The following is a 23,905-nucleotide window of genomic DNA, read 5'->3' as shown; positions in this document are numbered from 1 at the left end:
ATTGGTGCTGAACTGGCGCTGCATTAGACCTCTTGCACGAATTAACCCCCTCTGATCAAGATGGGCTAATTAACGATCATTTCGTAGGTTGGGTTGAGGTACGAAACCCAACAACAGCAAGGCTTGCAGTGATCGAGTTGGGCTTCACAAAGCTCAACCCAACCTACGGAACAACCCAGTGTTTGAGTGTTTTTTCAGTCAATCAGGGATCTGGGAGCGGGATTTGGGATGAGGTTCTTGATTGATGCAAGAGGTCTATTGATTCTGATGATTCTGAATAGCGCTGCCATCAACCCGTGATCCCAACGGTTGATTAACCCCAGCAGCTCAGGCAACAACGACCCGCAGGGTTCATCAACACGCTGAGCGCCAGGAAATGGGAACCAGAAAATCAGGCAAAATAACCCACAGACAAACGCCGATCGCCCCCGATGGTTGCAAAATCTTGCATAACTGGAGCGATCGCCCGGGGTTGAGCAACGCAGGAGAATGCATGGCTGAGTTATCCACCTGCCTGGACTGTGGCGGAGCAGTGCCCTTGGGGGCGGCGGCCTGTCCCCATTGCGGGGCGATCGACTATTTAGGATTGCCCTGTGCGGTTTGTCAGCAGCCGATCGCCCCCTCGGCGGTAGTGTATTTACCCCAGTTGCAGCGCTTCTTTCATGAAGACTGCTTGGCTCAGGTGCAATTAGCCCCGCGACCCTGTGGCAGTTGTGGAGCCTTGGCCCTGGATGCGTCCTTGGAACATTGCCCCAACTGTGGTGCGCCTCTGGATCACCAGGCTTGTAAATTTTGTGGCCATGCCTTTGCGCCAGAGTTGACCGGCTGTGAGGATTGGATCCACAAAGTTGAACGAGATGGCCTGCTCATTTACGAAGATATTGCCCGCCGAGGCGAAGCCCATCGGATTTGTGCGGAAGCAAGAGGCGGGTTTGCACGCCAAGATTTGTATCAGGATTTGTTTGAAGCATTGAAAGCGGGGGATTGGCGATCAGCCGATCGGGAAACCGATCGGCTAGTGCGTTACTTTGCCGCCCAATGCTCCTTTCTGGAATTACCCACGGCGGAACTGCAACAGATTGATGAGCTATGGGTGACCTACAGTCGCGGGCAATTTGGCTGGAGCATCCAAGCGGCCCTGTGGACGGAATTGGGCGGGCAGCCGGGAGAGTGGGATTCAGAGGTTTATGAGCAATTGGCGGATTATGTGGGCTGGCAAGTGACTCTGTTTGATCCCGATGCGGCTGCCCAGGACGACTGGCAACGGCTGGCCCTTTGGTGGCAACGGTTTCGGGGCACTGCGCCCGATCGGGTGGTGGAACTAATTCCTTACAACTCTCTCATTTTTGATCTGTCGGCCCCGGTAGGTCATTTGCCCTACCCCGGTGCGGAGACGGGGCGCAACTTTGCGGCAGGGCGATCGCGCCAAGACTCCTGGGATGTGCCCTATTTGGCGCTCCACTGGCCCCCGGCTGATTGGTCGGCCATTGAGGAGGATCGGTTCATGGATGATGACCCAGAGGATTCGTTGAGATTGCCGGCGGATGATGTTCCCAATGATGATGCCCCTGATGATTTCGATGATTTGCCAGATGCCGCCGCTGAAATTGCCCGCGATCGGGACGTGAAGCCATGAGCAGCTCCCCGAAGCGATCGAGCCGATTTGGGAATTTAGGCGGTTTTTGGTGTGGCAGATTTGGGCTGGGCCGATCGGGTTGGGTGATTGGGTTCGTCTTGGTGGTGGCGGTGCTGTTGCGGTTTTCGGCCCTCGATCGCGCGGTTTACTGGTACGACGAAACCATCACCTCCGTGCGCATTGCGGGCTACACCAAGGAGCAAGTGGAGGACTTTTTCCAGCCCCAGGGGCGGCCCGTCGTCCCCGCTGATTTAGTTCCCTTGCAGCGATCGGGCGATCGTTCTTGGCTGGCGACGCTCCAAAGCCTGGCTATTGAAACCCCCGACCAAGTACCGCTCTATTACCTGTTGCTGCGGGGCTGGACGCATTTGGCAGGGGACTCGGTAGCGACGATTCGGGCCTTTTCTGCCCTGGTGAGCCTGCTGGTTTTTCCGGCTTTGGTTCTGTTTGGGCAGGCTTGGCTAGCCGACTGGCCCAGGGCGCGATCGGTGATTGGTTTGGCGATCGGTCTGGTGGCCGTTTCCCCGATCCAAGTGGTCTATGCCCGCGAAGCCCGAGGCTACAGCTTGGCGGTGGTGTTGTTTTTGTTGGCCAGTTGGGCCCTGTTGCGTGTTCTGCGGTTCGATCGCTTGGGCAAACCCACCCGATCGGCCTGGATGACCTACGGAGTCTTGGTGGCCTGCAATTTCTATGGCCATTTGCCCTTGGCCCTCGGGATTGCTGCCCAAGGAGCCTACGTGGCCCTGCGGGGATGGCTGGCGCGATCGCACCGGGGTTGGAATGCCTTGCGCCATAACCTTTTGGCCTGGGGTGGTTCCCTGTTGGGGGCATTGGTGCTGTTCAGTCCCTGGCTGGTTTGTTGGCTGACCTATCGCAAACCCATGGGTTGGATCGATCGAGAACTGACTTGGGGAACCTTGGTGCAGCGTTGGGGCCTAAATTTCAGCGCGATCGCCCTGGATTGGCAAGCCTGTTTCGATCGGCCCCTGTTTGACATCACTCAGGAAACCGACCCGATCGCCCTGTCCTGGCATTGGCTCCCGATCGGGTTGTTGCTGGTGATGGTTGCGCTCAGCAGCCAGCGCTTGCTGCGGGTCGCGCCGCCGGATATTTGGCTGTTTCCCCTGCTGACTGGTGCGATCGCCCTGCCCTTTGCCCTGTTGGATGCGGTGGATGGCGGCCAGCGATCGACCATTGCCCGCTACTTCCTTCCGGCCTACTTGGCCCTCACCTGGGTGCTGGCCTTTGGTCTCAGCGAAGCTTGGGCGAACCAACGGCGGCGGCCTTGGGCTGTGGGAGCAATTACCCTGTTGTGGGTGGTGGGGCTGTGGTCTAGTAGCCAAGGCGTGATGGCCCCCACTTGGTGGAACAAATACAGCAGTTACGACGATCCGGCGATCGCTCAACGGGTGAGTGAACTTCAGCCACCTGTGGTGATCAGCGGCAATGCTCTGCGGTTGCTTGCCCTGGCCCGTCGCCTGCCGTCCCAAGCTCAACTGATTTACCTAGAGGAGCCAGATTTGACCTTTCCCGAGACCATTCAACGGGCGATCGCCTATCGGCCCAAAACAGAATGGCTCGATCGGCTCAAAACCAATCCCCGCTACCAAATCCAGGCGATCGAACCCTTTAACAACACTTGGGTCATTCAAGCGCTCGATCAATCACCCCCCAAAACGCCCTAGCACCGATCGATCGGCCGATCGTCAACACTGGAACCTGGCTCATTCTGCAACCTGGACCATGAGCAACGGCTATTGAGCAAAAGCTTTTGCGGTTTTCTGTGCGAATCTCGCATCTTTTTTGACACTGATCTTGACATTTATCCAAGATTCTTCATGAATTTTCCTTAATATCAACTAACACTGAAGACCAATCCAAAATCAACTCCAAAACCAACTCAAAAATCAACATCGCAATCAATAGACTTCTTTCACGAATCAGTGAAAAGCCCCCATTCTTAACCCCCTCTCTCAAAATCGGCCGATCAGCGATTTTTTTGTAGTCTTGTAGGTTGGGTTGAGGTACGAAACCCAACAACAGTAAAGTTTGTAGCGATCGCGTTGGGTTTCGCAAAGCTCAACCCAACCTACCGAAGAACTACCGAAGAACTTCATTTTTTCGATCAGACCATGATCCTCAATTCTCTAGATTCTTCAGCAATCGCCGGTATTACGGTTCATGTGCAAATCATGAATAAACCCAACAAAGGCTACCGCTGATCTCGGAAGTTTCCTAGGCTAGAAATTGGAATTTAGGAGGCGATCGAGCATGAGTTCTGAATTTAAAACCAGTCTCAGCCACGCTCTCGGTCTGGGGCAATCGGCTTGGAAAATGACCGTTGAGATCGCCCTCTTGTTGTGGGTTGGGGCCACCTTGGCGATCGACTTGGCGGCCATGCCGGCCCTCTACATGGGCGGCATGATGGAGCGGCCCGACTTTGCGCCCGTGGGTTGGTTACTGCTCAATGGGTTCAACCACGTGGGGCTGTTGGTGGCCGGGGTGGTGATGGCCGGTGCGCTGGCCTTGGGATATCGCCACGAAGTGAGCCGCCTCAGCGAGCGGTGGGTGGTGGTGATCGCGGCGGTGCTGATGGCCATTATGTTGATGCAAACCTATTGGCTTGCGCCGACCATGGCGGGGCTAGGGGCTTCCCTGTCTTGGGCTAGCACTGCTCCCTCGGTTCCGGCGGCCATGACCCTTTGGCATGGGGGCTACTTTGGGCTGGAAACCCTGAAGCTGCTGTTGAGTGGCAGCTTGTTGGGGTTATGTGTGCGAGGGGCGGTGGTGCGCCAATCCTAACGGTTCGTTGCGTGCCAGTTTGAGGTTAATTCCCTGGCGTGATCGGAGTGCTGGGGGTGGGTACGCCAATCAGTCCAAATTTTTGGAAGGCAATCACCACCCCTACGGAGATGACCGCCCCGATCGCCAGACCCGCCAAAAGCAAGATCAAGAAAGTGCGCTGCATCAATTTTTTGGTGCGCGCATCCACACTTTGGGGAGCCACTAGCCCGGTGCCGTAGCGATCGCCCCCGGGTTCTCCGGTGGGAGATCCAGGCAGCGAACCGGGCAGCGAACCGGGCAGCGACGACCCAGAACCCCCCAAGGGATTGGGATTGGATGAGTTAGGAAACATCGATCGAACCGCGCTTAAACGCTGGCAAAAAGGGCTGACCAAGGCTGCACGGGGGCATCATCCCGCGCTACGATTTCCACAATTTTGTTGCGGGCCGCCGGTTCCCACAAGGCTTCGATACAAACCTTGGCCACCTGCGATCGGGGAATCGATCCCTCAAAGAGCGTATCGGCAGTGCTCATCACCACAGGGGTGTCCCGATCTTCGTTTTTCAGACCGCCGGGCCGCACGATCGTGTAGGTCAGTCCGCTGTTTTGCAAGTAGCGCTCACCCTGTTGTTTCCAAAACAGAATCAACCAAAACAAATTCAGCGGGTGGAGCAGTTTGGACACACAGAGGGAAGAGACCAGCACCAACTGCTCAATGCCCGCCGCCTTGGCTGCATCGGTTAAGTTCTTGGTTCCCAGATAATCTACCTGCAAGGGCCCCGTTGGATCCAAGCTGGGCCTGGCTCCGGCAGCGCTCAACACCACCGTGCAACCGGCTAAGGCAGAGTCGATCGAGCGGCGATCGAGTAAATTGCCCTGCACCACTTCCACCGAATCCGGCAAAATTGCGCGAGCGGTGGCCAAATCACGCACCACGGCCCGCACAGGCACTTGGCGATCGACCAAGACTTGCACAATTCGCCGGCCCGTTTCGCCGGTTGCACCAAACACCACGGCTTTCATCGCTGTTTCCGTCTCCATTGTCCAGTTGGTTATGGTCTCAAATTCCGGGGCCGCACCGATCGCCCGTCAGCGACCGATCGCCCGTCAGCGACCGATCGCACGTCAGCGGTTGATTAACCCTCGAATCGGCCCTAAAGCGGTCGCGAATAGCCCAAAGCATCCTTCACCCGAAGCAGGGTGGCATTGGCCACGGCGGCCGCCTTTTCGCGACCATCCCGCAACACAGATTCCAGATAGCCCCGATCGCCCATCACCTCGTTATATTTTTGCTGAATTGGCTCCAGCGCGGCGATCGTCGTTTCCGTCAACAAGGGCTTGAACTGTCCCCAACCCATGTCGGCACATTCCGCCGCCACTTCCTCGCGGGATTTGCCGGACAAAATTTGATAGAGACCCAACAGGTTGTGGCATTCGGGGCGATCGGGGTTATTGAATTCCAAACCGCGCTGGGGGTCAGTTTTGCAGCGCTTAATTTTCTTGGCGATCGTGTCGGGGCTGTCCAACAGCTCAATCCGGCTCATCTCCGTCGGATCCGACTTCGACATCTTCTTCGTCCCGTCCGTCAGGCTCATCACGCGGGCCCCTTCCTTGCGGATGGCGGGTTCAGGCACTTTCAGAATCGGCCGCTCCTCGCTGCCATATTGATGATTCACCCGAATCGCCACATCGCGGGTTAACTCCAAGTGCTGCTTCTGGTCTTCGCCCACCGGCACCAAATCCGCGTCATAAAGCAAAATATCCGCCGCCATCAACACCGGATAGTCCAGCAGGCCCACGCTGACGTTTTCGCCTTGCTTCAGGGCTTTTTCCTTAAACTGAATCATCCGCTCCAGCCAATTCAGGGGCGTGACGCAATTCAGCAACCAAGCCAGTTCGCTGTGGGCGCTCACATGGGATTGGATGAAGATTGTGGAGCAACTGAGGTCAATTCCACAGGCCAAGTAGAGGGCGGCAATCTTGAAGCTGTCTGCGGCCAACACCGCCGGATTGTGGGGAACGGTGATGGCGTGCAAATCCACCACACAGAAGAAATTGTCGTACTGGTGCTGATCGACGACCCAATTACGGATTGCGCCCAAATAGTTGCCGAGGTGGATGCTACCGGTGGGTTGTACGCCGGAGAGAACTCGTTTTTTGCTGGTTTGGCTCATGGGTTGCAAAGGGGGCCGATCGGGTGGAGCGGTCTTCTACGTTGTCTGGGCGGCGACGAGGGAAACGATCGATGGCTCGTGTTCGTCTAGCAATTCCAACGGGGGAATTTCCGGCGTTTCTTAACACCGCTTAGGAATCCTAGCGCGGCAGTTCGCCGGATTCAATCTGGATGACGATCGGGTTGGATGGTGATCTGGGTGCAGGCTGGGGCAATAACTTGGCTACAATCCGAGAAATTTTGCCTGAATTGTTGAGCTTGATTAGTGAAGAGGGCGATCGCGATGGGGCGGGTTATGGTCTGGGGATGGCGTTTGAGCAGCGGGGCGATCGGAGTCTTGTTGGGCGTGGGGTTAGGGACAATGGGGGCGATCGCCCAACCGGCAGCCCCCAGTGGCTCTTCGGGCAGCAGTCCCAAGCCCTCTTTTTTTGAAGAGTCCCGGCGGCCAGCCCGCACCGGCTTTTCCGAAACCTTTGTGATTGATGCCCTAGATGGGATGGCGGATCCCCTGGGTGGGCGCGGTGCAACCGGTAGCGGCACACCCAGCACCGTGAGCGAGGGAGCCAATCGCCCCCGCAGCAACGCCCCCAGCGCCACGCCGACTAATCCCAGTTCTCCACTGCCGCCCGGGCTGCCTCCTGGGTTCGATCGCACCACCGTGATTATTCGACGCTAGGGCGACAACCGCGCCTTACCCAACCGATTGGTTTCATACCAATCGGCCAAGGCCGGCATCCAATTTTTGAAATGCACCATCAACAAGTCGCACAGCTTTTGAATTTCCAACTGTGCGTCAGCTTTGGCTCGCAAATCGAGAATGTGCATGAGCGATCGGGCATTGCAACTCATCACAAAATGCTGGCGCACATCGAAGGGAATCAACCCGCGAGCGTGCTCTTCGGACAGTCCTTCCTCAATCCGTTGCTTATAGCGCTTGCAAGCTTCTAAGCACCAATCCAAATCCGCTTGCCGTTGCTCAGGCGAATAAAAATACTTTTTCCCTTGGCGATCAGAATAATAATCGACTGGTCGAAGATAAAAAACTTCTTCTAGTGCTCGTTTTCCTTCGATTACGTCCAGAATTCGCATTCCTGAATATCTTCCGGACTGAACATCGAAGGAAACTCCTACTCGATGAGTTCGCAATTGCTGCATGGTTGAATGGGGAAAAAAGCCCACATTAAACACAATTTGCGGATGCTCGATCGGCCCAAAATGTCCCCGATTTCCTTGTAAGAGGTGCTTGATAATTAATTCACCCGCTCGGGCCTCGTCGGGGAATTGATCGCGCTCATCAACTACAAAGTTTTCCGAATAGTCCTGGTGCATGGCTGCCCACACCAACTGCTGAGGATTGGGCATGGCGGAAAGCACTTCAACACGAAACAGATCCATGACGTTCGAGGGAAAGCGACAATGAGGGGCAGGAAAAGGGAGATGGATAACCAGCAAACTGGGTGCGAATTAGACTCGGGCAATCACGATCGACTCGGGTTGGTCTTGATATTTCCCCCGGCGAGTTTCGTAGCTGACTTCGCAGGGATCCCCTTCCATAAAGAGCAATTGCACAATGCCTTCATTGGCATAGATTCGGCAATCGGCGCTCGAAGCGTTGGAAATTTCCAGGGTCAAATGGCCGCGCCAGCCCGCCTCCGCTGGGGTCAAGTTGGCAATCAGTCCGACACGGGCGTAGGTGCTTTTGCCGATGCAAAGGACGGTGATGGTGTCGGGAATTTGCAAGTGCTCTAGGGCGACTCCGAGGCCGTAGGAGTGGGCCGGCAGGATGAAAAATTCACCGTTTTCATCGCGGTGTAGCTCGGCGGGATCCAGGTTGGCGGGGTTGAAGTTTTTGGGATCAACGACTGTGCCAGGAATGTGGCGAAAAATTTTGAATTCCTTGGGCGACAAGCGGATGTCATAGCCAAAGCTGCTGCACCCATAGGAGATGACGGGATGCTGATCGATGCGCCGTACAAGCTTTGGCTCGAAGGGGGAAATCATCCCTTGGCGGGCCATCTCAGTAATCCAGGCATCGTTCTTGAGCATGATCGTCAGCGAGTGAGGTAGGGCAGCAAGCCACCTTAGCATAAAGCAGCCTTGAGCTTACTACCCCTGGCTGTGATGGCTCTTCGGGGAAGGTGCAATCTATGGCGCAGTCCCGATCGAGCAGACCAGCCCAAAACAAGCCAAAGTGGCGATCAGGAACGACGACTGCGACGAACTTCGGTGATTTGGTCAGCCGCATCCAACAGCGATTGGGGTACGTCGGGCCCGGTCAAAATCACGTCCAGGTGTTGAGGGCAGCGATCGAGCAGATCCAGCACTTCCTTGCAGTCGATCGCCCCCAGCCGAATCGCCAAGCTTAATTCATCCAGCACGATTAGCTCGTATTGTCCCGATTGCACCCGATCGACCACCTGTTGCCAAAGATCGCGAATGGCGGCAATTTCTTCGGGCGTGGGCTGGGTTTCATCCAAATTGCGCGAGAGGTCACAACGCAGCCAATCCAGCCGTTGCACCAAGGAAATGGGATGGTCGCTGCCCTGACGAATACCGCCCTTGAGGAATTGGGCCACTAACACCGACTGTCCCTGGCCGGCCACGCGCAGGGCCTGGGCCATTACATCTGTCAGAAACGTTCGCCGGGGCGCGGTAAACACCTGCACCAAACCATGAGCGAGGGAGTTGGACGATCGCGATAGGGTGGAAACCTCAAGTTGCGAGACCATAGCTGATGGGACACCCACAATATCTAGCGTGAAACAGAAAACCTTTTTCAGTCAAACACTAGATATGCGACCCGTCAATGTTGAAGCAAATCAAAATTTTTGCTGTTCAGCAGGCTACGAATTGCAGTGGCGAGCAGCCTAGCCGATCGCGATGTCGTCCAAAATCAGCTTGTCTGCTTGGCTGCCGAAGGTGACCGATCGGGCAATGCCACTGAAGTTAACCACGAAGGGATCGCGGGTCAGGGCATAGGCTCCCACGGGTAATTTACTGTCGGTGGTCAGGGGCAGATCGATGGTGGCCAAAATGTTTCCGGTGCCGTTGGGCCCGTCGTAGAGTGTCACTTCGTGGAGGCCATCCCCATCGGGATCACGGCGAGGATCAAGGGCAAAGGGGGCCGCATAACGAAAACTGAGCTGATCGCGAAACCCGTTGGCCACAGTCATCACAATCGATCGCCCTTCTCCGTAGGTCATCACTTGGGCGGCGGCTCCAGCATTCAGCAGTGGATCGATGAAGTTGCCACTGCCACCCGCGTTGTAATCCAAAATGCCTAGGGCATTGCTGGAAAATTGAACGCCCGTAATCGGATCCGTGCCGATCGGCTGGAGATCGCGCACTTGCCCAAAGTTGACCTGGGCCGTGAATCGATCGTTATCGGCAATCTCCAACAATGCCGTATTTTGCCGTCCCAGCAAGGCCCCGCCCGTTGGGCTCACCAGGGACAGATTCACCACTTCGGTGGTTTCCAACAGGGCATCATCCCCGATCGAGAATTGAATCGTCTTGGGTGTGGTGTCCCCGTCGGCAAAACTCACCAGAGTGCTGGCAGGAATGCCAAAATCAGCACCGGGAACCGCCGTGCCGCTGGTGGTGGAAATGAGAGCAGTGACGGGGCCGCTGCTGCCGTTGCTGCGGGTGACCGTCACCGAGGCGATCGCCTGGCCTTCCACCACGCTAAAAACCGGTTGGCTGAAGGATAAAGTTCCGGCGGGGCCGTCGTTGTCGATGATTTCCAAGCGGGCGGCGGGGCGTTCTCCGGTGCTGGCTCCGTTGGTCAGGTTCACCAGCCGCAAAATGGCGCTGCGGGTTCCATCCTCCACAAAGTTGTCAATCAGAGGAACCCGAACAAATTGGGTGGTGCTGTCTCCGTCGGCAAACCGCACCACGGTGGGTTCCGGTGCGCCCAGATCGCGGAAGACGATCGCGCTGTCATTGACAATATCGATCGTGGCGGTAATTTCGCCATTGGTCCCCCCCGTGCGCGTGATGGCGATCAGGGCGGAGCCATCGCTTTCTTCAACGCTGTAGACGGAGCCGCTGAAATCTAATCGCCCCGGCGAAGCCGCTGAAGGCTGGTCATTGTCCTCGATCGAGAGCGTGGCCTGCGTGCGATCGCCCAGTTTGCTGCCCCCGGTTGGATCCGCCAAGGTGAGGCGCAGGGTTTCCGTTCCCTCCACCAGCAGGTCATCCACCAATGGCAACACCACCGAGACCGATCGCTCATCGGCCCCAAACTCCGCCACGATCGGCCCATCCAAGCGCAAATCTTGATCCAAGATCGCCGTGCCATTGCTCACGCCCACCGTGACCGTTTTGGTGGTGATTGGCGATTTCAGAAAGGGAAAACTGCGCTCAATGCGAATACTGGTGAGCGGTGTGCCATCTTCCCGAACCTGGAAGGTGCTGTCGCTAAATTGCAGCACCTCCGCTTCCACAAATCGATCGCGCCCCAAGTCTGTCAACCGCACATTGGCCACCCGGGCCAGCAGATTGGTCGTGCCTTTCAGAAAAATCAGCACTTCGCCGGGGCTGTCGGTGGTGCTGGTGGCGATGGTGTCATTGGCGCGATCGCTAACCCGCACAATCTCCAAGTCCTCGAACCGCAGCCCCGGAGCCAGCCCAATTCGATCGCTCGTTGGATCAAAATCCTCAATTCGTTGCAGGGCCGTTGCTGTGCCGGTTCCGGCCTCAATCACAAAAATATCGCTGCCCGCCCCCCCTCGCAGGCGATTGTCCCCCTCGTTGCCGCCCAGAATGTCCGCTCCAGCACCGCCGATCAGGGTGTCGTTGCCCAGGCCACCGTAGAGGATGTCATCGCCACTGGTTCCCGTGAGGGAGTCATTGCCCCCCTGACCCAAAACTGCCTGGGCTTCCGTTAAATTCAGCCGCTCATCCTCATCGGTCAGCACTAGCAAGGCCATACCCAAACCTCTTTCAACGTTCTCTACTAATCGCTTGACGACCAATCCTCGATCGCGTTCCCCAAGGGCAACCTGAGCCAAATCAATGGTTCCCGCACCGTTTGACGTTTGACCCACAGGCAACCTGAGCCGGGCCAACGGTTCCCGTGCCGTTTTGCGCTAGGATCGAACACTTGCAATGCCCCTTGCACGGCCCACGTCCGAAGGAGAAATCAAATGGCTCGGTTGTACTACGACAACGACGCAAACCTAGACCTGCTGAACGGCAAAACCGTCGCGATCGTCGGCTATGGCTCCCAAGGCCATGCCCACGCCCTTAACCTCAAAGATAGCGGCGTAAACGTCATTGTCGGCCTTTACGAAGGCAGCAAATCCACCGCCAAAGCGCGGGAAGCCGGTCTAGAAGTCGTGTCCGTGGCCGAAGCCGCCAAGCGTGCCGACTTCATCATGATTCTGCTGCCCGATGAAGTGCAAAAGACCGTTTACAGCAACGAAATTCTGCCGAACCTGAGCGCGGGCAAATTGTTGGCCTTCGCCCACGGCTTCAACATTCACTTTGGCCAAGTGGTTCCCCCCGCCGATGTGGACGTGGTGATGGTGGCTCCTAAGGGCCCCGGCCATCTGGTGCGCCGCACCTATGAGCAAGGCCAAGGCGTGCCTGCTCTGTTTGCGGTTTATCAAGACGCAACCGGCAAGGCCCGTGACCTGGCCATGGCCTATGCCAAGGGCATCGGCGGCACGCGCGGCGGGATCTTGGAAACCACCTTCCGCGAAGAAACGGAAACCGACCTGTTTGGTGAGCAAGCGGTGCTTTGCGGTGGCTTGAGCGCCCTGATCAAGGCAGGTTTTGAAACCCTGGTGGAAGCGGGTTATCAGCCCGAGTTGGCTTACTTCGAGTGCTTGCACGAAGTGAAGCTGATTGTGGACTTGGTGGTGGAAGGTGGTTTGGCCAAGATGCGCGACAGCATCTCCAACACGGCGGAATACGGTGATTACGTGACCGGCCCCCGCATCATCACTGACGAAACCAAGGATGAAATGCGTCGGGTGCTGAAGGATATCCAAGACGGAACCTTCGCCCGTAATTTCGTGTTGGAAAATCAGTCCGGTAAGGCTGGCTTCACGGCCATGCGTCGTCGGGAAGCAGAACACCCGATCGAGGAAGTCGGCAAGGATCTGCGGGCCATGTTTAGCTGGATGCAGAAATAGGATTTCCAGGAAATTTCTAGGCAACTTCTAGGAATTCCTGAGGGATTTCCTAGGGTGTCTTTAGCAAATTAACCATGCCTGAATCCAGGCTTATAAGTCTGGATGCGGCTTGAAAAGATAGCTTTCAAGGGAGTCGATCGGCTCCCTTTTTTGATCTGTAATTTTTCGATCTGTAATTTTTTCGGGTCTATATTTTTGCAGATCTGGTAACTGAATCGGGGGCGATCGACCATCTTCTTGAGATAGCGATCGCCCCCGATCGGAGTCTATTAAGTTAACCGATGAATTGACCGAGCAGCGAAACCGGGCATTTTCCAACCCGATTCCACTACCCTATTCCGCCAGCGTCGGAGCCTGAGCCACCTTTTGGGCGATCGACCGTTGGAACAGACCCTGGGCAAAGAACTCAGGATTCGCCTTCGCGATCGTGTAAGACTCCCGCACCTGCGAGTTCACGGCCACCGTCTTCACGTCATAGACCTTCGTGGCCAGTTGCGGATACACCCCGATCGCCACGATCGGAATCAGGAACGCCATCGCAATGGCCACCTCACGCTTCCGGGCATCCCGGAACACAGCCTGATCCGGCAACACGCAATCGGTACCGAAACAAACTGCGCCTTCCACATCCTGGTTTTGCAGGCCCGCATTGCCCACCTCGCAAGCCAGATCCGCACTCGTGCCGTAAAACACCTGACGCAGCATCGACAGCAGGTAAATCGGCGTGAGAATCACACCCACCGCAGCCAAGAACACCGTCACCGTGCAAAACGTGGAGCTATAGATATCGCTGCTGGTGAACCCAACAAACACCGCCAGCTCACTGGCAAAACCGCTCATCCCCGGCAGTGCCAAGGAAGCCAGCGCCCCCGCCGTGAACAGCGCAAACACCTTCGGCATCAGTTGACCCATGCCGCGCATTTGATCCATCGCCAGGGTGTGGGTACGGTCATAGGTCACACCCGCCAAGAAGAACAGCAGTGCTGCAATCAGACCATGGGACAGCATTTGCAACATTGCGCCGCTGACCCCCAAGTCGGTGAATGAAGCGATGCCCAGCAACACGAAGCCCATGTGCGACACGGACGAATAGGCCAAGCGGCGCTTCATATTCGTTTGGGCAAAGGAGGCGAAAGCACCATAAATGATGTTCACCACCCCCAGAATGGCCAGTACCGGTGCGAAGTAGATGTGGGCATCGGACAGCAATTCCAGATTCAGGCGAATCAACCCATAGCCGCCCATTTTCAACAGCACACCCGCCAGAATCATGGACACGGGCGCAGAAGCTTCCCCGTGGGCATCCGGCAACCAAGTGTGCATGGGGAAAATAGCTAGCTTGACCCCAAATGCAATCAACAAACCCGCATAGAGCAACAGTTCCAAGCCCAAGGAATAGTTCTTGAGGGCCAAGTCTGCGATGTCAAAGGTGACGGGGCCGTCGCCGGACAGGGCCAGGGCCAAGCCAGCAACCAAGATAAAGATCGAAGCGGCAGCGGTGTAAATCAGAAACTTGGTGGCGGCGTAGCGGCGTTTTTGACCGCCCCAGATGGAAACCAGTAGATACACCGGAACCAGTTCCAATTCCCACTGAATGAAGAGCAGCAGCAGGTCTTGGGCCACGAACACCCCGATTTGGGCTGCATAGAGCACCAACATCAGGAAATAGAACAACCGAGGCTTGCGATCGACCTGCCAGGAGGCCCACATGGCCAACGTGGTGACGAATCCAGCCAACAGAACAAGGGGCATGGAGATGCCGTCAACGGAGACGGCCCAGCTAAAGCCGATTTGCGGCAGCCAGGGATATTTTTCAACCAGTTGGAAGCTGGAGTTGCTGGGGTCGTAGTGCGTCCAGAACGTATAGACCATCAATAGAAAGTCCAGTACGCCGACGCTGAGTGCGAACCAGCGGACGGTTTTGCCGTTGCGATCGGGGAGGAGGGGAATCAGGAAGGCCGCGATCAGCGGAAACAAAATGATCGCGGTCAGCCAGGGAAAATGATCCGCCATGATGGTGGTGAGCAAGAATACTTACTGCCTTATGGATGTTGCTATTCTACTGACTTCGTAAAGCGTTATTCATAAATCTTTTTTGCTGTAAGTAAAGAATTAAAAATGAGAATTTTTGGCGAAAATTACCCAAAATCCCGCTATGAAGCCATTTGGGTGTTCATGACTGGTCGCGAGATGGTGATGAAGAATGTCAGCGATCGTTCATGAATTGATAAAGAAACCTAAACTTTCTGTTCAGTAGACCTGAAGACCGACTCGATCGCGTTACATTTAGCAATTTTTTGATTACCGGTCACTGTCCCCAGGAGGGTGACCCTATTTATGGCGATCGAGACCCAAGGCGCAATCGCTACAAGCCATGAAAAACAAGCCATGAAAAAGGGGAGCGATCGCCCCCCATCATGCTCATGCCAGTGATTTCAGTAATTTCAGTGATTGCGACTGAATGCCGATCGCCTAGCGCTTGTTCCAGAACCAGCGGAGAAACAGCTTTTCGCCCTCAATCCAAACCACAATCAGGGCGCTGAAGCCAAGACAAACCAGCAGTTCCGTGAAATCCAACGCCGAAGTGCCAAAGAAAGATTGCAGCGGCGGCAGGTAAACCAGCGCCAGTTGCAACAGCGTGGTGAGGGTCACCGACCAGAGCACATAAGGATTGGAGAGCATGTTCATCTCCACAATCAACTTCGTTTCCGATCGCACGGCCAAAGCGTGGCCCATCTGGGCAATGCAAAGGCTCGTGAAGACCATGGTTTTCCAGCTCTCGGGGTGGTTGGTGCCTTGGGCGTAGTTATAGGACCAAACCATCAGGGCAATGGTGACCACCGCAAACACAATCCCAATCCGCACCATGTAGGCCCCCAATCCGCGCGCGAAGATGCCTTCGTGGGGGGCATGGGGCGGCCGCTGCATCACGTCTGGGGAAGCGGGTTCCATGGCCAAGGCCAAGGCCGGCAACCCGTCGGTCACCAAGTTCATCCACAGAATTTGCAAGGGCGTGAGGGGCACCAAATCGCCGCCCACTTGGGAAATGGGGATGATCAGAGGAGCGCTGGCGATCGTCAGCACTTCACCGATGTTGGAGCCGAGGATGTATTTCACGAAGCGGCGAATGTTGTCATAAACGACGCGGCCTTCTTCGGTGGCGGCGACGATCGTGGCGAAGTTGTCATCCAGCAGCACCATGTCACTGGCTTCTTTGCTGGCATCGGTGCCGGTGATGCCCATGGCGATGCCGATGTTGGCCTGTTTGAGGGCGGGCGCGTCGTTCACGCCGTCGCCGGTCATGGCGGCGATTTTGCCTTGGTGTTGCAGGGCTTTCACAATCCGCAGCTTGTGTTCTGGGGAAACGCGGGCATAGACGGAAACGCGGCCCACGGCTTCTTCCAGTTCCCCTTGGGTCATTTTTTCCAGCTCAGTGCCGGTCAAGACCCGATCGCCCTCGGCGGCAATGCCCAACTCCTGGGCGATCGCTTTGGCGGTCAGTTGATGGTCACCGGTAATCATCATCGGGCGGATGCCGGCCATGCGGCAGCGGGCAACGGCTTCACTCACTTCCGGGCGCGGTGCGTCCATCATGCCCACCAATCCGAGCCAAATTAGGTTCTGTTCGGGGTCGGTGGCGGAGCCGTTCTGTTCCGGTGCGTGATTGTTGGCTTCGGGGGGCAGTTGATCCAAGGGTTTGTAGGCCAAGCCCAAAACCCGTAGCCCTTTGCTGGCCAGTTGGTTATTGCGCTCCAAGATGTCGGCGCGATCGGCTGGGGTCAGGGGACGAGCCTGGGCACCGCTTTGGACGCGATCGCACCGTTCCAGCAACAACTCTGGTGATCCCTTGCTGGCCATCAACACCTTGGCGGGGCCGGTGATGGCTGCCAACGACAGGGGCCCGGCCTGATCGGTGCGCACAAACACGCTCATCCGTTTGCGATCGGACGAAAACGGAATTTCAGCGGCGCGGGGATAGCGCTTAGTCCACTCTTCCTGGTTCAGGTTGCCTTTGCCGGCCAGGGCCAACAGCCCCCCTTCGGTGGGGTCACCAATGATCATCCAAGGCGACTTGCCCCGATCGGTCACGGTTTTGTCGCACTGCAAAATGGCATCGTTACAGAGCACGCAGGCCGACAGCAGCAAATATACGTCCGGTGCTTCCTGGACCAAGGTTTCGGCGGGGATTGGCTCGGCCACTTGTCCCGCCGCATCCACCGGTTGCAGGGAGCCGAAGGGTTCGTACCCTTGGCCGGTGACCCGCACGGAGCGATCGCACAGTTCCAGTGCCTGCACAATCATCTTGTTTTGGGTCAGCGTCCCGGTTTTGTCGGAACAAATGGTGGTGACTGAGCCAAGGGTTTCCACGGCCGGTAGCTTGCGAATCAGGGCATGGCGGCGCACCATCCGCTGCGTTCCCAAGGCCAGCGTCACGGTGATCACAGCGGGCAATCCTTCCGGAACCACGGCCACCGCCATACTGAGGGACACTTCCAACAGCTTGCGGAAGTTTTCCCAGCCCAGGGCAAAGGTTCCGCCCACCACCACCAGCACCACCAACACCATGGAGCCGGTGACCAGGGCCTTGCCCAACTGCTCCATCCGTTGTTGCAGGGGGGTTTCTTCCGCTTCCACGGACTGGATCATGGTGGCAATTTTGCCCAGCTCCGTCCGCATCCCGGTTTCCGTAACCAGCACCTTGCCGCGGCCCTGAATCACTTCCGTGCCTTGAAACACCAGGTTGAGACGATCGCCCAGGGACGTTTCCGGATCCAGGGTCAAGTTCACCTGCTTATCCACCGCATGGGCTTCTCCGGTCAAGGCGGCTTCTTGAATTTGCAGATTGGCCAGTTCCAGGATTCGGCCATCGGCGGCCACCTGGTTTCCGGCTTCAATCAACATCACATCGCCGGGAACCAGTTCCTTGGCATCCACTTCCAAGACTTGCTGATCCCGCTGCACCCGGACTCGGGGAGATGACAATTTTTTGAGGGCGGATAGGGCTTTTTCGGCCCGACTCTCCTGCAAATAGCCCAAAGTGCCGTTCAAAATCACGATCACAAAGATGGCCAAGGCATCCTTGGGAAAGGGAAATTTGCCCTGTTGGAAGCCTTCCGCCAAGCTGAGGTTGGCCTGTTGAGTGCCCTGCCAACCTTCAAACAGATCCAGGCCGGCGGACACGAAGGCAACCCCGATCAGCATCAGCAACATGATGTCGCCAAACTGACCCAACAGAATTTCCCAAACGCTGCGGCCACCGACATCCTCAAGTTCGTTGGGCCCGTATTGGGCCAGCCGATCGCGCACTTCGGCGGAACTGAGGCCGGTTTCGGGCCGGGCTTGCAACTGCTCGATCGCGGCTTGTGGATCTAGGGAATGCCAGGCCACGGGCTTGGCTGCCGCCGCGTTGGGGGTGGCCGTGCGGGCAGGAGAGTCAATAGTCATAGATCTGGAGGGGGTGGGTGACCAAACCCGATCGCTCTAGTTGAACGGTGGGCGATCGCGGGGTTTGGGATCAGAAAATTTGCAAATGGGCTTTGGTCGCGTTGGTCGCTAAAAATTGCGATCCCCTAAGGCGAGATGAGTCAGCGGGATCGGCTGGCACTATTATATAGTGCTATCAGGATCGCAATCGATCTTGATTGAAGTCCGTCACTGGTTTGGCTGAGGTTGTGAAAATGGTCATCCTTTCGCCCGTGGCGGCTGCAAATGCATTTCCCGATCGCCCTCCGCTGAATCCCTTTATTCCGCCCTATTTGGTGGGCCGAGTGAGCGATCGGGAGCAGTTGTGTCAAATTCTGCAAGCGGATGGCGACGTGCTGTTGGCCGGAGTGCCGGGCATTGGTCGGCGTACCCTTTTGACCTATGCGGCCGCCAGTTTGGGGGCCCAAGTCATGGAAATTGATTGCTTGCGGGCCGTGAGTCCGGAGCGATTGGTGGACTGCTTGGCCACGGGTATTTTGCAGGCCTGCCGCCAAGAGCGGGAGCGCCAAACCCTGCAACGGTGGGCCGAAACCATGGGAGCCACCATCCGCTGGGGGCATCGGCCGGAACTGCGGTTGCCGCCCACGGCCGATCGATGGGCGAGTTTTCAATCTTTGCTGGCCTTGCCCCAACAGTTAGCCGATGGGCTGAACTATCGGGTGGTGATGGTTTTGGCAAACTTGCCCCACCTTAGGTCATGGGATCGTGACGGTCGCTGGGAGCAATATTTGCGGGCCGAAATTCAGCGGCAAACCCGAGTGAGCTATGCCCTGATTGCTACGACGGCCGATGAGTGGGTCACCGATCACAATTTGGCAATTTTGTTGCTGCCTCCCCTGTCGGCGGCGGAGTTGGAACCCTGGTTACGGGAACGGAGCGATCGGCTGGGGTTGCATTGGACTCCGGAGGCAATTCGACGGTTTGCCCTGAATGCGGGGGGCCATTTTGGCGAGTCGATCGCCCTGGCGCGGCGGATTTGGCTCGATGTGTTGGCGGGGCAACGGGGCCGATCGACAGCGACCCCGGTGGCGATTACGGCGGAGCAGGTTGATCGCGCGGCGATCGGGTTAGTGGAGGACTTGTCGGCCACGTTTGAATCCTTGCTGTTGTTGCTGCCTGATTCCCAAGTGCGGCTGTTGGAAAGTTTGGCGTTGGATCCGACCGATCGCCCCCATGCGCGGGAATATGTCCAAAAACACCGCCTTTCGCGGGGGGGCGGCCTGCAAGGGGCCCTGGCCAGCTTGCAACAAAAGGGCTTGGTTTACGGGCCCGATTTGGGATATCGGGTGGCTTTGCCGCTCATGGCCCTTTGGTTGCGCCATCGATTGGGCTAAATCACGGCCCATGGTTCCGCAAAGCATTGGGGAAAATCATTAGGATCAATACAGTCCACAGGATCAATCAGTCCACTGCATCGAGTCTTTTCCTAAATCGTTTCCTACATCGTTGATTCACCCCACGCAAACCAATGGCAACTTGGGCATTTGATCGATTCGTCAGCACCCTGCGCTATTTTGGGGTGTTTCCCGTGATTGGTGATTTTGGTTGGGTACAAAAACTGATGGGGACACAGGCCAAGGTGGATTGGATGGAACCGTCTTTAGCCCAGACTGCGCGCCCGATCGCCCTGGTGTGGGGGGCCTGTGGGGATGTGGGCCGGCGGGTGGTGCGTCTGCTCCTGCAACGAAACTATCAAGTTTGGGCCTTGGGAGTCGATCGGGCCCGGCTCCCGGCCGATCCCCAACTCCATTGGCTGACCCTTGACCAATGGGCTGAAGCGCCGATCGAACAGGCGGCGGCAATTTTGATTTTTGGAGCGGCGGCCCCCGAAGCCTGGGTCGATCGCGCGGCTCAAGCGACCCGATCGCCCCAACGATCGCCGCAAATGGTTTGTGACTTTCGGCAACCCAGCCCCGAACTGGCCCAAGTTTGGGGGGCGATCGACGATGTAGTGATGGGCGGAGTCAGCAGCAGCGATCTGCGTCTTTTTAATGGATACGGCCTGTTTTCAGGCAATGTTTCCACCGACAATTCTGGGGGGTTCGCCTCCATTCGCACCCGCAATTTTCAGGAGCCGATTAATCTGTCAGCCTTTGAGGGGTTGGAATTGCGCATTAAGGGCGATGGCCAACGCTACAAGCTGATTTTGCGTGCGGAATCCCGCTGGGACGGCATTGGCTACTGCGCCTCTTTTGATACGGTCTACAACATTTGGCAAACGGTGCGCATTCCTTTCCGAACCCTGCGACCGGTGTTTCGGGCCCGTACCTTGACCGATGCTCCCGGGTTTGATGCCCGAGCCTTGCGGGCCGTGCAGTTGATGTTGAGCAAGTTTGAATATGACGGGGATTTGAACCCCAAATTCAAGGCCGGTGGGTTTTCCCTGGCGATCGAAACCATCACCGCCTATGGCCAAGCAACGCCCTCGCGCTGGATTCTCTGCGGTGCTGTGCCGGAGTTTGTGGACTATTGGCAAGGGAGCGGCCTGAACGGCCAGGTCTTGACAACGCCTGGGTCGATCGACCCGGCCCAAGCGGAGCAGCTCGCCCAAACTTGTCTTCAGGCTGTTGATTAACCCCTAAAATAGCCAACGTCCTCGTAGGCACTCCCGATCGACTACGATCGGGCCATGCTCACTTTTCCTAGCGCCATCCATGCAGCCCACCGACCCCAATCAATTCACCGAAAAAGCCTGGGAAGCGATCGTTAATTCCCAAGAAGTGGCCCGCCGGATGCGCCAGCAGAACCTGGAGGTGGAGCATGTGATCTTGGCTCTGCTGGAAATTAACGACACGGCGGCGGTGGTGTTGGAGCGGGCCCAACTGGATCCGGCCCAGGTGGCGCGGCAGTTGGAAAATTTTGGCCAGCGGCAACCCCGGGGCGGCGCGGGTGACCAGCTCTATCTGGGGCGGGGGTTAGATGCCCTGCTCGATCGGGCTGATGTGGCTCGGGAGTCCTGGGGCGATCGGGAAATTGGCATTGATCACCTGCTGTTGGCCTTTGCCGATGACGATCGGGTGGGGCGCAAAATTCTGCGATCGCTACGGGTCGATCCTCAAGATGTGGAGGCGGCCATTCGGGAAATTCGCAGCGCCATCAAGGCCCAGGAGCGATCGACCGAAGCCACTGGCCCCGCCCGGGACAGCGGGAGCAAAGAAGAAGATCCCCTGGAAGCCCTGGAGCGCTTTGGACGCGACCTGACCGAACAAGCCCGGGCCGGCAAATTAGATCCGGTGATTGGACGCGATGAGGAAATTCGCCGCGTGATTCAGGTGCTCTCACGCCGCAGCAAAAATAACCCGGTGTTGATTGGGGAGCCGGGCGTGGGCAAAACCGCCGTGGTGGAAGGCTTGGCCCAACGGATTGTGAATGGGGATGTGCCGGAATCTCTCAAAAATCGGCGGTTAATTGTGCTGGATATGGGCAGCCTGATCGCCGGAGCCAAATTTCGGGGGGAATTTGAAGAACGACTGCGATCGGTCTTGCGGGCCGTGACCCACTCGGGCGGCTCCGTGGTGCTGTTCATCGATGAGCTGCACACCATCATCGGCACGGGATCGGGCCAAAGCAGCGCCATGGACGCGGGCAGCCTGCTGAAGCCAATGTTGGCGCGGGGGGAACTGCGGTGCATTGGAGCCACCACCCTCGATGAATATCGCACCCATGTGGAAAAGGATCCGGCTTTGGAGCGGCGATTCCAGCAGGTTTTGGTGGAAGAACCGACGATCGACGTGACGGTTTCGATCCTGCGCGGCCTCAAGGAGCGCTACGAAGTTCACCATGGGGTGAAGATTTCCGATGCGGCTTTGGTGGCGGCCACCCAACTGTCTAATCGCTATATTCCCGATCGATTCTTGCCCGATAAGGCGATCGATGTGGTGGACGAAGCGGCCGCCAAATTAAAAATGGAAATCACCTCCAAGCCGGTGGAGCTGGAGACGATCGAACGGCGGCTGCGGCAATTGGAAATGGAGCGGTTGTCCTTGCAGGGCGAAACGGCCTCGCGCGATCGACTGCTGCGCATTGAAGCTGAAATCAGCACCCTTCAGAGTCAACAAACGGAGCTGGATCAACAATGGCGGGGCGAGAAAGAATTGCTCGATGAAATTGGCAATTTGAAAGAGCAAGAAAGCACCCTGCAAAAACAAGTTGAACAAGCGGAGCGGGACTATGATCTCAATTTGGCAGCCCAGCTTAAGTATGGCGACCTAGAGCATATTCAAGAGGAGCGAGCCGCTAAAGAATCCCAATTGTTGGCCATCCAAACGCAAATGGCCGTGCCCATGTTGCGAGAGCAGGTCACGGAAGCGGATATTGCGGAAGTGGTGGCGAAATGGACTGGTATTCCGGTTAATCGGTTGATGGAATCGGAGCGCCAAAAACTTCTGCAATTGGAGCGCTATTTACACGATCGCGTGATTGGCCAACAGGAGGCGATTACCGCCGTGGCCGCCGCCATTCGCCGGGCCCGCGCTGGCATGAAAGACCCGGGCCGCCCGATCGGTTCCTTCCTGTTTTTGGGGCCCACGGGAGTCGGTAAAACAGAATTGGCCCGCGCCTTGGCGGAGCTGCTATTTGATAGCGAAGATGCCATGATTCGGATTGATATGTCCGAATATATGGAGAAGCAAAATGTGTTGCGGTTGGTGGGTGCGCCGCCGGGATATGTGGGCTATGAAGCGGGTGGCCAGCTCACCGATGCGGTGCGGCGGCATCCCTATTCCGTGATTTTGTTTGATGAAGTGGAAAAGGCGCACCCGGATATTTTTAATATCTTGCTGCAAGTGCTGGATGATGGGCGCTTAACGGATGGCCAAGGGCGTGTGGCGGATTTCCGGAACACCATTTTGATCATGACCAGCAATCTGGGCAGCGAGCATATTTTGAAATCTAGCCTGGAAGAGGAAGGCTATGACGAAATGCGCGATCGGGTGTTGAAGGCTTTGCGATCGCACTTCCGCCCCGAGTTTTTGAATCGGGTGGATGAAACGATTATTTTTGAAGCCCTCTCGAGGGGGAATTTGCGACAAATCGTGTCCATTCAAATGAAGCGAATTGAGCGATTGTTGGCCGATCAAAAAATTGTGATCGCCCTGTCTGAATCGGCTAAAACCTACATTGCCGATGTGGGTTACGACCCAGTGTATGGGGCCCGCCCCCTGAAGCGAGCCATCCAAAAGGAATTGGAAAACCCGATCGCCGATCAAATCCTGGCCGGCGCATTCACCGAAGGCGACACGATCGAGGTGGAAGCGATCGAGGTGAATGGTCAAACCAACTTGGTGTTTCGACGGGCCAGCGATCGGCCCACGGCGCATCCCGACGAAGCGACCGATTCGGAGCCAAACCCACCGCAGCCGCCAACCCTCCCCGAGGTGCTCAATCCCCCGGCGATCGACCCGCTCGATCAAGAACCGCTCGATCAAGAACCGCTCGATCAAGATGAAGCGGGCGATCGGGATAACTTGGCCGTTACGGTAGCCGATCGGGACTTGGATGCCCTGGCGGACGAGGAAAAGGACGCAACCACCGCCCCCTCGATCATTCCCACGGTGGTTGATTTGCCGGCCCTCGACTCCCTCGACGCAGAACAGCCGCCCCTGATTCCCACGAGCAAGATGTCTGAACCTGTTTTTTCTACCCGGTTCTATGACGAAGATGATGAGGTTTAGGGGTTGATGCAGCGGC

General features: G+C 56.9%; 17 protein-coding genes. 8 read left to right on the top strand and 9 right to left on the bottom strand.

Annotated features, from left to right (window positions below; translation table 11 throughout):
• Positions 1-376: 376 nt before the first annotated feature.
• From VPK24_RS15770 to VPK24_RS15760, 3 genes are all read left to right on the top strand, one after another.
• Complete coding sequence (locus VPK24_RS15770) at positions 377-1,636, top strand: GUN4 domain-containing protein (protein ID WP_393014763.1); 1,260 nt, start codon at positions 377-379, stop codon at positions 1,634-1,636.
• Positions 1,633-3,321 carry a glycosyltransferase family 39 protein gene (locus VPK24_RS15765; protein ID WP_393014761.1) on the top strand — a complete coding sequence of 563 codons (1,689 nt, stop codon included), beginning with the start codon at positions 1,633-1,635 and terminating at the stop codon, positions 3,319-3,321. The genes VPK24_RS15770 and VPK24_RS15765 overlap by 4 nt, the downstream gene beginning before the upstream one ends.
• Positions 3,322-3,907: 586 nt before the next feature.
• Entirely contained in the window at positions 3,908-4,438 is a 531-nt protein-coding gene (locus VPK24_RS15760; protein WP_393014760.1) for a DUF4149 domain-containing protein, read from the top strand.
• 25 nt (positions 4,439-4,463) lie between these two features.
• On the opposite strand, the gene VPK24_RS15755 is transcribed toward VPK24_RS15760, so the two are convergent.
• From VPK24_RS15755 to trpS, 3 genes are all read right to left on the bottom strand, one after another.
• Entirely contained in the window at positions 4,464-4,772 is a 309-nt protein-coding gene (locus VPK24_RS15755; RefSeq protein ID WP_393014758.1) for a hypothetical protein, read from the bottom strand.
• A gap of 14 nt (positions 4,773-4,786) precedes the next feature.
• The gene (locus VPK24_RS15750) at positions 4,787-5,443 is read right to left on the bottom strand and encodes an SDR family oxidoreductase (protein WP_393014756.1); all 657 of its coding nucleotides are present in this window, start codon (positions 5,441-5,443) and stop codon (positions 4,787-4,789) included.
• A 131-nt stretch (positions 5,444-5,574) separates the two neighbouring features.
• A complete protein-coding gene (gene trpS, locus VPK24_RS15745) occupies positions 5,575-6,594 on the bottom strand; it encodes a tryptophan--tRNA ligase (protein WP_099533599.1) in 1,020 nt (339 codons plus the stop codon).
• A 282-nt stretch (positions 6,595-6,876) separates the two neighbouring features.
• On the opposite strand from trpS, the gene VPK24_RS15740 reads away from it, so the two are divergent.
• Complete coding sequence (locus tag VPK24_RS15740; RefSeq protein WP_393014754.1) at positions 6,877-7,269, top strand: hypothetical protein; 393 nt, start codon at positions 6,877-6,879, stop codon at positions 7,267-7,269.
• On the opposite strand, the gene thyX is transcribed toward VPK24_RS15740, so the two are convergent.
• The 4 genes from thyX to VPK24_RS15720 form a co-directional block, all read right to left on the bottom strand.
• Positions 7,266-7,988 carry an FAD-dependent thymidylate synthase gene (gene thyX / locus VPK24_RS15735; protein ID WP_393014752.1) on the bottom strand — a complete coding sequence of 241 codons (723 nt, stop codon included), beginning with the start codon at positions 7,986-7,988 and terminating at the stop codon, positions 7,266-7,268. The genes VPK24_RS15740 and thyX overlap by 4 nt on opposite strands.
• A 69-nt stretch (positions 7,989-8,057) precedes the next feature.
• Positions 8,058-8,639, bottom strand: a complete 582-nt coding sequence (dcd, locus tag VPK24_RS15730) for a dCTP deaminase (protein WP_393014750.1) — start codon at positions 8,637-8,639, stop codon at positions 8,058-8,060.
• 152 nt (positions 8,640-8,791) lie between these two features.
• Complete coding sequence (locus VPK24_RS15725) at positions 8,792-9,322, bottom strand: cob(I)yrinic acid a,c-diamide adenosyltransferase (protein ID WP_099533594.1); 531 nt, start codon at positions 9,320-9,322, stop codon at positions 8,792-8,794.
• Positions 9,323-9,460: 138 nt separating this feature from the next.
• Positions 9,461-11,524 carry a Calx-beta domain-containing protein gene (locus VPK24_RS15720; RefSeq protein WP_393014747.1) on the bottom strand — a complete coding sequence of 688 codons (2,064 nt, stop codon included), beginning with the start codon at positions 11,522-11,524 and terminating at the stop codon, positions 9,461-9,463.
• Between the two features lie 216 nt (positions 11,525-11,740).
• On the opposite strand from VPK24_RS15720, the gene ilvC reads away from it, so the two are divergent.
• Positions 11,741-12,733 (top strand): ketol-acid reductoisomerase, encoded by a 993-nt coding sequence (gene ilvC, locus VPK24_RS15715; RefSeq protein ID WP_099533592.1) that lies wholly within the window; start codon positions 11,741-11,743, stop codon positions 12,731-12,733.
• 333 nt (positions 12,734-13,066) lie between these two features.
• Here ilvC and VPK24_RS15710 read toward each other — a convergent pair whose 3' ends face one another.
• Together VPK24_RS15710 and VPK24_RS15705 are read right to left on the bottom strand one after the other, a co-directional pair.
• Positions 13,067-14,749 (bottom strand): NAD(P)H-quinone oxidoreductase subunit 4, encoded by a 1,683-nt coding sequence (locus VPK24_RS15710; RefSeq protein WP_393014996.1) that lies wholly within the window; start codon positions 14,747-14,749, stop codon positions 13,067-13,069.
• Positions 14,750-15,205: 456 nt separating this feature from the next.
• Entirely contained in the window at positions 15,206-18,178 is a 2,973-nt protein-coding gene (locus VPK24_RS15705; protein ID WP_393014745.1) for a cation-translocating P-type ATPase, read from the bottom strand.
• 233 nt (positions 18,179-18,411) lie between these two features.
• Between VPK24_RS15705 and VPK24_RS15700 the strand changes: the two genes are divergently transcribed.
• The 3 genes from VPK24_RS15700 to VPK24_RS15690 all read left to right on the top strand — a co-directional run bounded on the left by VPK24_RS15700 (position 18,412) and on the right by VPK24_RS15690 (position 23,889).
• Entirely contained in the window at positions 18,412-19,551 is a 1,140-nt protein-coding gene (locus VPK24_RS15700; protein ID WP_190355150.1) for an ATP-binding protein, read from the top strand.
• A 134-nt stretch (positions 19,552-19,685) separates the two neighbouring features.
• Positions 19,686-20,792 (top strand): CIA30 family protein, encoded by a 1,107-nt coding sequence (locus VPK24_RS15695; RefSeq protein WP_393014743.1) that lies wholly within the window; start codon positions 19,686-19,688, stop codon positions 20,790-20,792.
• A gap of 79 nt (positions 20,793-20,871) precedes the next feature.
• Positions 20,872-23,889, top strand: a complete 3,018-nt coding sequence (locus tag VPK24_RS15690; RefSeq protein WP_393014741.1) for an ATP-dependent Clp protease ATP-binding subunit — start codon at positions 20,872-20,874, stop codon at positions 23,887-23,889.
• Positions 23,890-23,905 lie beyond the last annotated feature (16 nt).

The organism is Limnothrix redekei LRLZ20PSL1, from assembly GCF_043235035.1.
In the GTDB taxonomy this organism is placed as follows: Bacteria; Cyanobacteriota; Cyanobacteriia; order CACIAM-69d; family CACIAM-69d; genus CACIAM-69d.
The sequence above is the reverse complement of the archived record's forward strand: the minus strand, read 5'-3'. Positions and strand labels throughout refer to the sequence as shown.